The organism is Bacillus sp. FSL K6-1012, from assembly GCF_037964915.1.
Taxonomy (GTDB): domain Bacteria; phylum Bacillota; class Bacilli; order Bacillales; family Bacillaceae; genus Bacillus; species Bacillus halotolerans.
In genome coordinates this window covers 377,228-391,047 of the sequence record NZ_CP150175.1, presented here as the reverse complement: position 1 = coordinate 391,047, position 13,820 = coordinate 377,228, and the positions used below count along the sequence as shown (strand labels likewise).

Genomic DNA, 13,820 nt, shown 5'->3' with positions numbered 1-13,820 from the left:
GCTGTTTGCAGAAAAAAACCGCCCGATGATGCGGCGGCTCTTCACGTCTGTCAGCCTTTAAGATGCTGCTTAAAGAACGCAAGCTTTTCCGTTTGAAAGGCAGGGATATACTCATGCCCAAAGTAGCGGTACACCTTCAGCTCTTTTTCTGTCTCCAGATGGTTATAGGCCGCAAACACAGTAGAAGGCGGCGTAACCTTGTCAATCAGCCCGATCGACATCAGTACAGGCACCTTCACCCTGTCAGCCAGATTCATAATATCGAAATACGTTAGTGTATTCATGGCCCGCTCTTCTGTTTCCGGGCTGCCATTTCTTCTGAAGAAGGAATTGATTTCGAGATACGGCTGTTCAAGCGCCACATCGATGGCCCGATCGAAATCGCTTAAATAAGGATAATCAGCAACAGCGGCTTTCGGAATATCTGACAGAGCCGCGGCCGCAATGGTTAAGCCTCCGCCCTGGCTTCCGCCCGTCACGCCGATTCTCGTTTCGTCGACTTCATCAAAGCTGCTGATGACTTCAAGCGCGCGGACGGCGTCCAAATAAACTCCCCGGTAGTAGTATGTATCTTTATCAAGAATTCCTTTCGTCATCCAGCCCAATGCGTGTCCGTGCGGAGAAATACTGGTATCCTCGCTGCCCTGCTGGCCGCGGACAAGCATGCCGAACGCAGCGTATCCGTGCAGCGCCCAATTGACCATTTCATGAATTTCTCCGTCATAGCTTGCATTGTAGCCGTGATATTTCACGATCGCCGGATGCGGGCCTTCTTTGTCAGGCACCGCATACCATCCGGCAATGCTGGCATTTCCAAAACTTTTATATGTGAGGCGGTATACCTTTACCCCGTCAGCAGGATAATCAACCGGCTGTAAGTCAGGAACTGCTGAAACTTTGGCAAGCTCATTCAAAGAGGATTTCCAAAACTCAGAAAAATCTTTTTGGGCAGTTTTGTCAGGCTTATACGTTTGCAATTGGTCGAGCGGCATATCGAATAGTTGCATTTCCGATTATTCTCCTTTGTTTAATAAGATTTAGTTTATTCTATACTATCACGTTTTGAATCTATTTTCTAAATTTTTTAACATCTGTTTTCTGATTCAATCCCTCGACGTGCATTTGATCTTGTGATGTATATCCTTCTATCCTTGAACACCAATTCACTCTTCTTGATCAAACGTTTGTTTAACCGATTCCCGGCTCAGTTCCATAAAGGCCTGAGCGGTCAGACTGACATAGCGGTTCTTTAAAAATACAAAAACCAGAGTGCGTGAAGGCGCGGATTCAAGAGATAAATAGATGACACCCGGGTCTTTGTCTCTTTTGACCATATTTGGCGCCAGTGTTACCCCCAAACCGTTTGCCACAAGGGATTGCGCGGTTTCGATGTGGCTCGTTTTAAACGCCGCGTGTGGCTTAAAGCCGCTTTCCGCACATAGGTCAAGTACCGTCCGGCGAAAACCGTAGCCCTCCTTCAGCAAAATAAAAGGAACGTGCTTTGCCATCTCAAGCGGCACGCACGGCGGCCGGCTCCCCTCTCTTTCCAGCGCTTTATCAATCAGTGCAGTCATTTCGGGCGGCATCCACCTTTGTTTTTCCTTTGGTACGGCAAGAACGATCGGCTCCGTCAGCAAGGGTTCGATGGAGAGCCTCTCATCCTCGATCGGCAAGGATAAAACAGAAAGATCAACCTCACCCTTTGCCGTCATCTCCTCTAAGGCAGCTGGGTCTTTTTCGATAAGCTGAACCTCCATATGGGGATAACGCGCCAAAAACTGCTTCAGCAGCGGAGGAAAAATATATCTCCCTGTTACAGCCGGAATTCCGATCGAAAGCTTGTGTCCCAGTCCTTGAGAACGCTCCTGCATCTCCCGCAGCAAGTCATCCCTTGATCGAATGATGTCCTCAGCCTTTTCAATAAAACGGCGGCCGTGCGGTGTCAGCGTAACAGAGCCGTGTGACCTGTGAAAAAGAGTAAGCCCAAGTTCCATCTCCAGCTTTTTGATTTGCTGGCTGAGAGAAGGCTGGGCGATATGAAGGTGCTTCGCCGCTTTTGTAAAGCTCTGTCGGCGAGCAATTTCCGCAGCATATTCCATCACTTTAATATCCATTTCAGCCTCCATAGGTTGAAACTATCGAATTCATCATTTTTATATCTTGGACGAATCATAACAGACATTGCTAACATAATCCATATCACCACCAAAAATGAAGGAGCTGGTTCACTTGCCAAATGAAACTCCGTTTTCGAAAAATGCTGAGATGTACCGTGATGAGAAGGTATTTGCTGAGGGTGAAGATTTAGCGATGCTGATCAAAACTGCGGAATGCCGTGCAGAGCAGCGAGTGCTTGATGTCGGAGCGGGAGCGGGCCATACAGCGCTGGCTTTTTCCCCTTACGTCCAAGAATGCATCGGCATTGATGCGACGCAAGAAATGGTTGACGTTGCTTCATCTTTTGCGAAAGAAAAAGGCGCTGGCAATGTACACTTTCAGAAAGGAACGGCAGAGGAGCTTCCTTTCCCTGACGATTCATTTGATGTCATCACCTGCCGATATGCGGCTCACCACTTTTCCAATGTTCATCAAGCCGTCAGTGAAGTTGCACGCGTGCTGAAAAAGAACGGGCGGTTTTTCCTGATCGATCACTATGCGCCTGAAGCTCCTGATCTTGATGAGTTTGTCAATCATTTGAACCGGCTCAGAGATCCTTCTCACGTACGCGAAAGTTCATTATCGGAATGGCAGTCAATGTTTACGGCCAACCAGCTTGGCTATGAAGAAATCCAAAAGTGGAATTTGCCGATTGAATACAACAGCTGGATCAAACGAGGCGGAACCCCCGCCGATCGGGAACAGCGTATCATCAGCCATTTGAACAACGCGTCTGACGAAGCCCGTGACACCTTTTGCCTCGAATTGAATCAAAACGGAAAGCCTGAATCCTTTTGCTTAAAAGCGATATTGATCCAAGGCGTGAAGCGATAAAAAAAGCCGTGCATACCGCACGGCTTTTACATTGGCTGATAAAGATCCCAACCGATTTTTAACGTCTCCACAATGTAATCTGCAATCTCTTCAGGAGCAAGGTTGTCTGTTTCCACTTTTGAATTGTGCTTGTCATAGATGACTTTTCTCTCGTTAAACAGCTGCTCCATTTCATCCATTGACCGGTTATGCAGCACCGGACGGCTTTCGATCAGCAAATCCGCGCGCTGCTTCCAGTTCTCCCAAGACAGATCGAGGTGAAGCACCAGACAATGTTCGAGACAGCACTTTCTGATTTCCTCTTGTTTAAAAGAGCCTCCGCCAAGTGAGACAATTTTAAATCTTGTATGGTGGCATAGATTCAGGATATATTCTTTTTCTGTTTTACGGAAAAAGTCCTCACCTTTTTTTTCAAACATCTCAGGGATCGACATGTTGAAATCCTTTTCGATTTCTTGGTCAATATCGATAAAATCTCTATATAATTTCTTAGCGACCAATTGGCCGATTGTCGTTTTTCCTACACCCATGAATCCAATCAGGACGATATTTCTTTCTCTTACTGGGATGGCTCGTTTAGCGTTCATCTTCGGCGAAATCCTCCTAAGGAATGAAAGTTTATCTTCATTATATGCTGATTTTGCGAATATTTATATAGATACCGGCTCAGGCGTCCTCTATTTCATTAAGCTTTCCTACAATAAAACATAAGAAAACGCAATGGCCTCCGTGATGCAGAATAAAAGATGTAACATGACGAAACGTCGTTTTTGAGCAGTCGGCTCCGTTTCTTTTTTGCGTTCAATAACCTTCTTTTCCGGATGACATTCATTGTACAACATTTTCAGAAATAATTTAATACTTCGACGCAAAAAAGCATTAAATGATTAAACGTCCTTCCTCCCTCTGCGTTTATCCGTTTTTCAACAGGGAAAAAGAAGACGGGAGGGATGTGAGATGAAAATAAGCTTTTGTACAACCGGGTGTAAAAAGCAAAATGTAATGGACGTCATTTCCTTTGCGAAGGAGCAGTCCTTTGACGGGATTGATTTGTGGTACGGCCACATCGAACAGTATGAACAGGACTTCGGGCCGCTGGACGGCCTTTATACCCTGCTGCAGCAGCATAAACTGAAGGTGCCCGCGGTCAGCTTATACACCGATTTTGTGACACAAGGAGAAGGAGAAACAAAAGAAGCAGTGAGAAAAGGGCTTCGGGCGGCGAGACAGCTTCACAGCCCGCTTATTCGCGTATTTGCCGGCAATCAGGCATCAAACAGAACGTCACCGGAAAAATGGCTGCGTGCGGTTGAACAATTCCAGCAGGCTGCGCAAATGGCAGACGGCTATGAGGTGAATATCGGTCTGGAAATTCACTATGATACGTATGCCGATACACCTGAAGCTGCTTTAACATTTTTGAAGGATGTCGGCCATCCAAGACTCCGAACGATTTTTGACGGGTCAAATCTGCACGTGAACCGAATTGACCAGCTGCCCGCTTTAGAAAAAACCTTTCATACGAACAGCCATATCCATTTGAAAAACTACCGCTGGAACTTTCATAACTGGTATCTGAGCGAGCCAACTCCGATTTTTCAAGGAGATCTCGATCAAAAAGCATTTTTAAAAGAGCTGATGAACAGACAATATGATGGTTTTGTTTCTCTTGAGTATTTTGGAGAACATGCCTTTACGCATATAAAGGAATCGCTCCGCGAATATACGTCTGTTTTTTCCCGCTGACTCTTCGATCGAAGGGTCTTTTTTTGTATCATAAACAAAAAGGGGGATATCATGATGATCATTTGGATAAATGGGGCTTTCGGTTCCGGAAAAACACAAACAGCGTTTGAACTGCACAGAAGGCTGAAATCGTCTTACGTATATGATCCTGAAAAGATGGGATTTGCGATGCGTTCGATGATACCGCCGGATATCGCTGAAGATGACTTTCAAAGCTACCATCTGTGGCGGGAATTCAATTACAGCATGCTTTCCTATTTGTCAGATACATATCAGGGCATCATCATTGTGCCCATGACCATTACGAATGATCAATACTTCGATGACATTATCGGCAGGCTGAGACAGGATGGCCGGACCATTCACCACTTTACCCTGCTGGCTTCAAAGGAAACATTGCTGAAACGCCTGCGCACCAGAGCGGAAGGAAAAAACTCCTGGGCCGCAAAACAAATCGACCGCTGCATCAACAGCCTGTCTGATAGCCTCTTCACAGAACATCTCCATACAGACCAAATGTCTATTCAGCAGGTCGCAGAAACGATCGCTGCCCAAGCAAATCTGCCGCTTGAGCCTGATTCGAGAGGCAGCCTGCGAAGATTCACTTACAGATTGATGGTGAAGCTGAATCATATCCGCATCAAATAAAAGACGTTTTGAAAACATGTCCCTGATACATGCAAATGGATCAATAAATAAAAAGCCCACTCCAAAAGTGGGCTTTTATCATATTATTTCCACCAGTCATCAAACATAGAAGCTGGGACCTGGCGCTTATGCTCCGTCACGCTGTAGCGTTTCTCCAGCGCTTCTGACGCCTTCGCCGATACTTCTTTTCCTTCGAGATAATCATCAATCTCATCGTAGGAAATGCCAAGCTCAGTTTCATCGGACTGCTGCGGCTTTTCATCCAGCAGATCTGCAGTCGGTTCTTTTAAGTATAAGCGTTCCGGTGCATCCAGCTCTTTCAGCAGGCTTCTTCCCTGACGCTTTGTTAAGCCTGTCAGCGGCAGGAGATCTGCGCCTCCGTCACCGTATTTCGTAAAGAAACCAGTCACGGCTTCGGCCGCATGGTCTGTTCCAATCACAAGAAGGCCTTCTTGGCCGCCGATCGCGTATTGAGCAATCATTCTCGTTCTCGCTTTTACGTTTCCTTTATTAAAGTCTGTCAGCTTATCGCCTGTCTCTTGCTGATATTGATCCGCAAAAGCGCTGACTGTTGATTGAATGTCAAATTTCCATGATTTATCCGGCTTGATGAATTTCAGAGCGAGCTGGGCGTCATCTTCATCCTGCTGTGTGCCGTGCGGAAGACGGACCGCGATAAATTGAGCGTCTCCGCCCTCCTCGCGAATGCTTTCCACCGCAAGCTGAGCAAGTCTTCCCGCAAGTGTTGAATCCTGTCCGCCGCTGATGCCAAGCACAAGTCCTTTAGCGCCGGTTTTCTTTACGTATTGTTTTAAAAAATTGACTCTGTCCTCAATTTCTTGCTTTGGATCAATTGAGGGCTTCACATGTAATTCACGCATAATCTTTTCCTGCATGCTCATCCCAATCATTCCTCCTGTACATTTTCGCTTGTTTCTTACTGTTCATTTCCCCGAATCAATGAAAATGAATCATGACTGTTATGTATCCATATTAACTATAGCACAGGTCTTATTTCATAGTGAATAAGAGAGATCAGCTGACTTCAACCCGTATGGACGTCACACTGTCGCCATTGCACTTTCCTTTTTCAATCGGGCAGGAAGAAAACGCGACAACCAAATCCATCTCCGCTCTGAGTCTGACGTAATCCCCGGCATTTGACAGCGGCGTTTCCACAGACAGATTCCCCTTCTCATCCAGAACGGTATTCATAAAAATCGCAAACGGATAATGCATATGCGGCTTCGGCACGCCGAACTGCTCAAGCGCCCGGTTCATATTGTCATAACACGTATCCTGGAACTCGTCCTTTTGTTTTCCGTATAACAGCCTGTTCATGTCAGGACGGCAGGCCGGCAGAAGCAAGTCATGCTTGCCGACTGTATCCTCAATGAGCGTTAGCATCGGTTTATACAAATTAGAGTAAATATGATCGTTGACCTTCACATGAATGGAATGATTGGCATCAATGGTCGCTCCCTGATCAAGATGCTCATAAAAATCCTTTGCGTGGTACGCCACAAAATCAGCAACCTGCTGCCCCTCTACATCAACCACCTTCAAAATCTGGCCCTTTTTCAGCTTCAGGCCGAGCCCTTTCTTCGGCTGAACGATATATTGCTGTGTCATCCGCTTCGCTCCTTTTTCTATTAGTATGAACGTTTACCATCGCCTCCATGTAAAAAGAGGCAAAAATCCGATGCATATAAGCCTTGCGCGGGTTGCAATCTAACCTTAGATAAAAGGGGTTGAATGTAAATGAGTCAAACAAAAAAAGACCAAGAAAAAGGAAATCTGGCTTGGTGGCAGCTTTCATTAATCGGGATAGGATGCACAATCGGAACAGGATTTTTTCTCGGTTCCAGCATCGCAATTGTGAAAAGCGGATTTTCCGTTCTGCTTTCATTTCTAATTGGAGCGATCGGCACTTATTTTGTATTCGAACAGCTTGCCAAACTTTCGGCAAAACACCCTGAAAAGGGCTCGTTCTGTTCATATGCGAGAAAAGCGTTCGGCAGGTGGGCCGGCTTCAGCAATGGCTGGGTGTACTGGTCATCTGAAATGCTGATTACCGGAAGCCAGCTGACAGCCATTTCGTTATTTACGAAGCATTGGTTTCCTCAGGTGCCGCTGTGGGTATTTGCTTCCATCTATGCTGTACTGGGGCTTCTCATTATTTTTACCGGACTTTCTGTTTTTGAAAAAACAGAAAACGTGCTGGCAGTTATCAAAACAGCCGCTATCTTCATGTTTATCGTGATTGCCATTCTGGCTTTGTGCGGCATATTATCAGGCGGAAAGCCGGAGGTGCAGATTCCGAATGAGACGAAAGAATTTTTCCCATTCGGAGCTATGGGGCTGTGGACAGGCCTGATTTATGCATTTTACGCGTTTGGCGGCATTGAAGTCATGGGGCTCATGACGGTTCATTTAAAGAAGCCGGAGGAAGCCTCAAAATCAGGAAAGCTGATGCTGGCAACGCTGGCGATTATTTATATCATTTCAATCGGGCTCGCTTTGCTACTAGTTCCTTTACACAAGTTTACAGAACAGGACAGCCCGTTTATTACGTCTTTAAAAGGATTTCATCTCGAAGTGATCCTTGATATTTTCAACGGCATTTTTATTATCGCGGGTTTCTCGACCCTTGTCGCTTCACTCTTTGCTGTGACAACATTGCTTTGTACGATGGCCGATGACGGCGACGCGCCGAAATGCTTTACTCTAAAAGAAGGCAAAAAAATATGCTGGCCCGCGCTCGGATTAACATTTGCGGGGCTTATCGTGTCTATCGTACTGTCTTTAGTGCTGCCTAAAAATATATATGAGCACATGACAACAGCGGCCGGGCTTATGCTTTTATACACTTGGCTGTTTATCCTGTTCTCCAGCAAAAAGCTGACCGATCCGGCAGCCATGGCGAAAACGCAAATTTATCTGGCGACAATTCTGATCGCGGCGGCTGTGTCCGGCACGCTGTTTGAAAAATCAAGCCGACCCGGATTTTTTGTCAGCTTGGGATTTTTAGCTGTCATTGCCGTTGTCACCTTGATCTATCAAAAAAAGCAGGGACACAAAGACCGCCCTGCCAGCTCGTGAACTATTTCATTTTGTTAAACATGTTCTTTAAATATGAAAACGGGCATTTTGATACCTGTTTTTCATCATCCCGGAGAAAATACTGTTTCCATTCCCGGTTATCCTTTCCTCCGTACCAGCCTAAATGCGGATGAATCGGAGCTTGATCATAAGCCTGTAAACGGGATCGGATCAGCCTGCTCATGTTTCGGCCAGATGCGGTTGAACCATTTAGATCTTCAAACACCCATCTTGGCTGGAACGTGATCATAAAATAAGGAAAGCTTCGGCTTCTCCTCGCATCATGAGCAGGCGTTGCACACAGAATAAAATACGGCTCGCCGTCAAAACAAAACTCCCATTTATAATGCTCTGGATCGGCCGGAATATCTGCCGGCCACTCTTTTTCATCTTGTTCGCTCAGTCTATTTAAAAAGCGCCAAAACAGCTCTTCATATGCTTCAATGGAATAATGCTCAGCCAAATCCTCCGGTGTATCAAATAACACAACCAATGACGTATACTTCCCGGAGTCTCGCGAGATATTCCCATACTCCGCAAGCAGCGGCGCCAGTTCCTCCACCGTACCGTTTTCCCTGGGATCTCCTGCAAAGGCAATGCGAAGCTGATCAGTCAGAAATGCCTGACGGCCGGGAATACACGGGAACGTATCCGCGTCATCCGCCACAGTTTCTGCTAATAGCTCAAAAGCGATTTTTTGCCATTCCGGGAACTCAGCTTGATTCCGTTCCAGAAAACTTTTGGTGTAAATCCCTTTCACCATTGATCCACCTCCAGTATCATCTGGATACTATATTAAAACGGAAGGCGGCAGGTGACTGTCCTTTTTGAATCAGCCCAATAACTCTTTAATGCCTTGATAACCGAAGTAAAAACCGAATACAAGCAAGGATATGCCAGCAATCGCGGTGAATCCCCGCAACAGCTTTTCGTGAAGCAGGTTCCTGAATGTACTGGCTGCGATCGCCATGCAAAAATCCCAGATTAAAATGCCAATCATAATGCCGGAACTATAGATGAGAAGCTGACTCATATTGTAAGCCTCCGCCGTTTTTGCAAGAATACTCCCGTAAATCCCAAGCCAAAAGAGGATACTCAATGGATTTGACAATGAGATGAGAAAACCCGAGGCAAATGTTTTTCTGTAGGACGGCTTCCCCTTCGAGCTGCGTACGTCTATCGCTTCCCTGATATTCTTCAGCGTTTCAATACCGGTATAGGTCAGTACAAAAAAGCCAAAGAGCCACAAAAACGTTTTCACAAACGGAGCGGTCAAAAACTGTGACAGACCGAAATAGATGAAAAGCATGTACAGTCCGTCAGCTGTCATGGCGCCTAAACCAAAAATCCACGCATGCCAAAACCCGTTTTTAATGCCTTTATCGATTTGCGCCGCATTGACAGGTCCCACAGGCGCAGACAAGGACAGCCCCAGCACAATATAACTCAAAAAAATGTTCACCGGCCCGTACTCCCCTCTCTTACTCAACTTGTACAATTTATTCGGGAACGGGCCAAGCTATGCACAAAAATCACCTATTGTTTCAAGCGGTCAAGCTCTTCCTCTATAATATCGGAGGCTTTGCCGATAAAACCGAAAATCAGTTCCAATTCCTCCTCCGTATACTCGCGGCACAGATCCATCGTCGACTCTGACAGTGAACGGAACAAATCCTTCACATGCTGTTTAGAAGCGGTTAAAGGCACGATAATCACTCTTCTGCGGTCGTTCGGATCCTTTTCGCGCGTCACATACCCCGCTTTTTCGAGGCGGTCAACAAGCGCCGTAACGGAACCCGTGCTGAGTCCCGTCTTTTTCCCCAGTTCACCGGCCGTCATTGGCCCCGCTTCATTTAAGATGTCAGCTGATTTCAAATCGGTGGGAAACAGACCGAGAGCCTGAGCGGCTGCCTGATGAAACAGAACCGTTCTTGTGCCCAATTTCCGAAAAAGCTGAACGGAAGTCTTTTCCAACTCACTTCTGGAATCTCTTGTTGACAACTGACAGTCCTCCCTATAAAATCAAATTTATCTTGATAATCGAGATAATTAATAATCAAACTATTATCATGATATCAAACCTTACTTAGAAAAGGTAGAGGAGGTAGAATAAATGGATACAACAGCCGCAAAAAATCCTTCCACTAAATTTGTGGTTCTCGGTCTTTTGCTGGGCATTTTAATGTCGGCAATGGACAATACAATTGTTGCCACAGCGATGGGCAGCATCGTGGCTGATCTTGGAAGCTTTGATAAATTTGCATGGGTAACTGCATCCTACATGGTAGCGGTGATGGCTGGAATGCCGATTTACGGCAAGCTTTCCGACATGTACGGCCGAAAACGTTTTTTCCTGTTTGGACTTATCTTTTTCTTAATCGGGTCGGCATTATGCGGAATCGCACAAACAATGAACCAGCTGATCATCTACCGGGCCATTCAGGGGATTGGGGGCGGAGCGCTCTTGCCGATTGCCTTCACGATTATCTTTGATTTATTTCCGCCGGAAAAACGCGGAAAAATGTCGGGCATGTTCGGCGCTGTATTTGGATTATCAAGCGTTCTCGGCCCGCTGTTAGGCGCTATTATCACAGACTCTATCAGCTGGCACTGGGTGTTTTACATCAACGTCCCTATCGGCGCACTGTCATTGTTTTTCATCATTCGCTATTACAAAGAATCGCTGGAGCATAAAAAACAGAAAATTGATTGGGGCGGCGCGATTACTTTAGTCGTATCCATTGTGTGCCTGATGTTTGCGCTTGAGCTTGGCGGCAAAACATACGACTGGAATTCGATTCAAATCATTGGCCTGTTTATCATTTTCGCTGTTTTCTTTATTGCCTTTTTTATTGTGGAGAGAAAAGCGGAAGAACCGATTATCTCCTTCTGGATGTTTAAGAACCGCTTGTTTGCCACAGCGCAGATTCTCGCTTTTCTTTATGGCGGAACATTCATTATTTTAGCAGTGTTTATTCCGATTTTCGTACAGGCGGTATACGGCAGCTCAGCGACAAGCGCAGGCTTCATTCTGACACCGATGATGATCGGATCAGTGATCGGAAGTATGATCGGCGGAATCTTCCAAACGAAGGCAAGCTTCCGCAATCTGATGCTGATTTCCGTCATATCTTTCTTTATCGGCATGCTGCTGCTTTCCAATATGACGCCGGACACAGCGCGCGTATGGCTGACTGTCTTTATGATGATTTCAGGCTTCGGCGTAGGCTTTAACTTCTCGCTGCTCCCGGCAGCATCCATGAATGATCTTGAACCTCGTTTTCGGGGAACGGCCAACTCCACGAATTCATTTTTACGATCATTCGGCATGACGCTCGGCGTCACGATTTTCGGCACGGTTCAGACGAACGTATTCACAAACCAGCTTAGCGATGCCTTCAGCGGGATAAAAGGCTCCGCCGGCTCAGGCGCTCCGCAGAATATCGGTGATCCACAGGCGATTTTCCAAGCCGGCACACGATCACAGATCCCTGATGCGATTCTGAACCGGATCATCGACGCCATGTCATCAAGCATCACATATGTCTTTTTACTTGCTTTGATTCCAATTGTTCTCGCGGCGATCACCGTTTTGTTTATGGGAAAAACAAGAGTCAAAACAACTGAGGAAATGACGAAGAAAGCAAATTAATACAAAAAGCAGTACACCTCGAGTGTACTGCTTTTTTCTATTAAACACCTAATCTTGCAAGAATAAACGTCCATATGCAGATGATCAATAGCAGAATCAGACTGTACATCACTGTCCGTTTAAACAGCTTTGATTCCTTCCCTGTCTGGCCGACCGCGGCAGCGGCAATGGCGATAGATTGCGGAGAAACGAGCTTCGCCATCACCCCGCCCGCCGTATTTGCGGCTAACAGCAAATCAGAACCGGCACCGATCTGTGCTCCGGTGACAACCTGCAAATGCCCGAACAGAGCGTTATTGCTGACAACCGAGCCAGTAATGAACACGCCGATCCAGCCGAGCACAGGACTGACAAACGGGAACAAATCACCTGTTTTCGCCAGTGCCAGCCCGATGGAAGAGCTGAGCCCCGCGAAGTTGGCCAGATTGGCAAACGCCATCACAAAGCAGATCGTGACAATCGGCATCCACAGTTCTTTCCCTGTCTCCTTCAAGCAACTGAAGCCATCCCGATAAGAGAAATTTTTGCTGAACAGTCCTGTAACGATGACTGCGGCTAAAATCGCTGTACCTGTCGCCGATAACAAATCGACTTTAAAAATCGCATCAAGCGGCATGGCAGATGGGGCAATTGGCGGCATTTTCATAATTTGCTGATGCAGAAAAGGCATCTTGAGCAAAAGCGTTGTCTGATAGAAGAGCCCGCCTTCTTGGAAAAGCGCTTTGAATGCAGGAAGGCTCCAGATGGTGATTGCCGCAGTTAAAATGTAGAAAGGAGACCACGCTTTGGCAATGTCTGCGGCGCTGTATCTCTTTTTCTCACCGGTTTCTTCGGCTCCCTGCTCACGGTAAATCTGTTTTGGCTGCCACTTGCGCAGGAAAAGCGCAAGCCCGCCCATACTGAACAGCGCCGCCAAAATGTTAGCTAATTCCGGTCCGAGCACAGCCATTGTCAGCGTCTGAACCGCTGTATATATACCACTGACAACCAACAAGGCAGGCCACGTTTGTTTGATTCCCTTCATCCGGTCTAATAAGAATACGAGTAAAAACGGAATCAGAAAAGTAATCATCGGCAGTGTCCAGATCAATGCCCGAGACAGCTCAAGAGAAGACAAGTCTCCAATTTGCGCGCCTGTAATCACCGGTATCCCGATCGCGCCAAAGGCTCCAGAGGCAGCATTCGCTATCAAACAGAGCGCCGCCGCCTTTAACGGTTTAAAGCCAAGTTCGACGAGCAGCGCCGCACTAATTGCAATCGGAACACCAAAGCCGGCCGCGCCTTCCAAAAATGCGTTAAAACAAAAACCGATTAATAATAGCTGTAATCTTTGGTCAGGCGAAATGCCGGCAATGCTGGAACGAATAATGGTAAACTTCCCGGTTTTCACAGCGATTTTATAGAGCCACACTGCCATCAGGACAATGTAGCCGATCGGCCACAAACCGCTTCCGATGCCTAATAAAACAGAAGAAACGGCTTTTTCAACCGGCATATGAAATGCCAATACGGCAACCAAAAAGCTGGCGGCTAGGGTCAGAAATGCCGCAAGAATGCCTTTCATCTTAAAAACGGTTAAAGCTAAGAGAAAAAAGAGAATCGGTGTGAGCGCAACCAGTGCGCTCACATACTCGTTTCCAAACGGATCATACAACTGCTCCCACATTGACAATCAGCCCTT

General features: G+C 46.5%; 14 protein-coding genes. 5 read left to right on the top strand and 9 right to left on the bottom strand.

Annotated elements, in window-relative coordinates; genetic code table 11:
* Positions 1 to 50 precede the first annotated feature (50 nt).
* Positions 51 to 1,007 carry a cephalosporin C deacetylase gene (gene cah, locus NSS75_RS02155; RefSeq protein WP_326365662.1) on the bottom strand — a complete coding sequence of 319 codons (957 nt, stop codon included), beginning with the start codon at positions 1,005 to 1,007 and terminating at the stop codon, positions 51 to 53.
* Between the two features lie 156 nt (positions 1,008 to 1,163).
* Complete coding sequence (locus tag NSS75_RS02150) at positions 1,164 to 2,114, bottom strand: LysR family transcriptional regulator (RefSeq protein ID WP_024120154.1); 951 nt, start codon at positions 2,112 to 2,114, stop codon at positions 1,164 to 1,166.
* Between the two features lie 115 nt (positions 2,115 to 2,229).
* On the opposite strand from NSS75_RS02150, the gene NSS75_RS02145 reads away from it, so the two are divergent.
* Entirely contained in the window at positions 2,230 to 2,991 is a 762-nt protein-coding gene (locus NSS75_RS02145; RefSeq protein WP_339235661.1) for a methyltransferase domain-containing protein, read from the top strand.
* 26 nt (positions 2,992 to 3,017) lie between these two features.
* On the opposite strand, the gene NSS75_RS02140 is transcribed toward NSS75_RS02145, so the two are convergent.
* Positions 3,018 to 3,578, bottom strand: coding sequence for a shikimate kinase (locus tag NSS75_RS02140; protein WP_024120152.1), 561 nt, complete (start codon positions 3,576 to 3,578; stop codon positions 3,018 to 3,020).
* A gap of 370 nt (positions 3,579 to 3,948) precedes the next feature.
* Between NSS75_RS02140 and NSS75_RS02135 the strand changes: the two genes are divergently transcribed.
* Together NSS75_RS02135 and tmrB are read left to right on the top strand one after the other, a co-directional pair.
* Complete coding sequence (locus NSS75_RS02135) at positions 3,949 to 4,737, top strand: sugar phosphate isomerase/epimerase family protein (protein WP_101860184.1); 789 nt, start codon at positions 3,949 to 3,951, stop codon at positions 4,735 to 4,737.
* Between the two features lie 54 nt (positions 4,738 to 4,791).
* Positions 4,792 to 5,385, top strand: coding sequence for a tunicamycin resistance ATP-binding TmrB (gene tmrB, locus NSS75_RS02130; protein WP_103672185.1), 594 nt, complete (start codon positions 4,792 to 4,794; stop codon positions 5,383 to 5,385).
* Positions 5,386 to 5,468: 83 nt separating this feature from the next.
* Here the strand turns inward: tmrB and nadE are convergent, their stop codons facing one another.
* Together nadE and NSS75_RS02120 are read right to left on the bottom strand one after the other, a co-directional pair.
* Positions 5,469 to 6,287, bottom strand: a complete 819-nt coding sequence (nadE, locus tag NSS75_RS02125) for an ammonia-dependent NAD(+) synthetase (RefSeq protein WP_101860186.1) — start codon at positions 6,285 to 6,287, stop codon at positions 5,469 to 5,471.
* A 133-nt stretch (positions 6,288 to 6,420) separates the two neighbouring features.
* A complete protein-coding gene (locus tag NSS75_RS02120) occupies positions 6,421 to 7,017 on the bottom strand; it encodes a DUF1989 domain-containing protein (RefSeq protein WP_044161986.1) in 597 nt (198 codons plus the stop codon).
* Between the two features lie 129 nt (positions 7,018 to 7,146).
* Between NSS75_RS02120 and NSS75_RS02115 the strand changes: the two genes are divergently transcribed.
* The gene (locus tag NSS75_RS02115; RefSeq protein WP_103672186.1) at positions 7,147 to 8,487 is read left to right on the top strand and encodes an amino acid permease; all 1,341 of its coding nucleotides are present in this window, start codon (positions 7,147 to 7,149) and stop codon (positions 8,485 to 8,487) included.
* A 1-nt stretch (position 8,488) separates the two neighbouring features.
* Here NSS75_RS02115 and NSS75_RS02110 read toward each other — a convergent pair whose 3' ends face one another.
* The 3 genes from NSS75_RS02110 to NSS75_RS02100 all read right to left on the bottom strand — a co-directional run bounded on the left by NSS75_RS02110 (position 8,489) and on the right by NSS75_RS02100 (position 10,488).
* Positions 8,489 to 9,250 carry a YqcI/YcgG family protein gene (locus NSS75_RS02110; protein ID WP_103672187.1) on the bottom strand — a complete coding sequence of 254 codons (762 nt, stop codon included), beginning with the start codon at positions 9,248 to 9,250 and terminating at the stop codon, positions 8,489 to 8,491.
* Between the two features lie 69 nt (positions 9,251 to 9,319).
* On the bottom strand, positions 9,320 to 9,949 hold the full coding sequence (locus tag NSS75_RS02105) for a LysE family translocator (protein ID WP_024120145.1): 630 nt from the start codon (positions 9,947 to 9,949) through the stop codon (positions 9,320 to 9,322).
* Between the two features lie 74 nt (positions 9,950 to 10,023).
* A complete protein-coding gene (locus NSS75_RS02100; RefSeq protein ID WP_103672188.1) occupies positions 10,024 to 10,488 on the bottom strand; it encodes a MarR family transcriptional regulator in 465 nt (154 codons plus the stop codon).
* 112 nt (positions 10,489 to 10,600) lie between these two features.
* Here NSS75_RS02100 and bmr3 point away from each other — a divergent pair, with 112 nt between their 5' ends.
* Entirely contained in the window at positions 10,601 to 12,139 is a 1,539-nt protein-coding gene (gene bmr3, locus NSS75_RS02095) for a multidrug efflux MFS transporter Bmr3 (protein WP_024120143.1), read from the top strand.
* Between the two features lie 40 nt (positions 12,140 to 12,179).
* On the opposite strand, the gene NSS75_RS02090 is transcribed toward bmr3, so the two are convergent.
* Entirely contained in the window at positions 12,180 to 13,805 is a 1,626-nt protein-coding gene (locus tag NSS75_RS02090) for an L-lactate permease (protein ID WP_198097911.1), read from the bottom strand.
* Positions 13,806 to 13,820 lie beyond the last annotated feature (15 nt).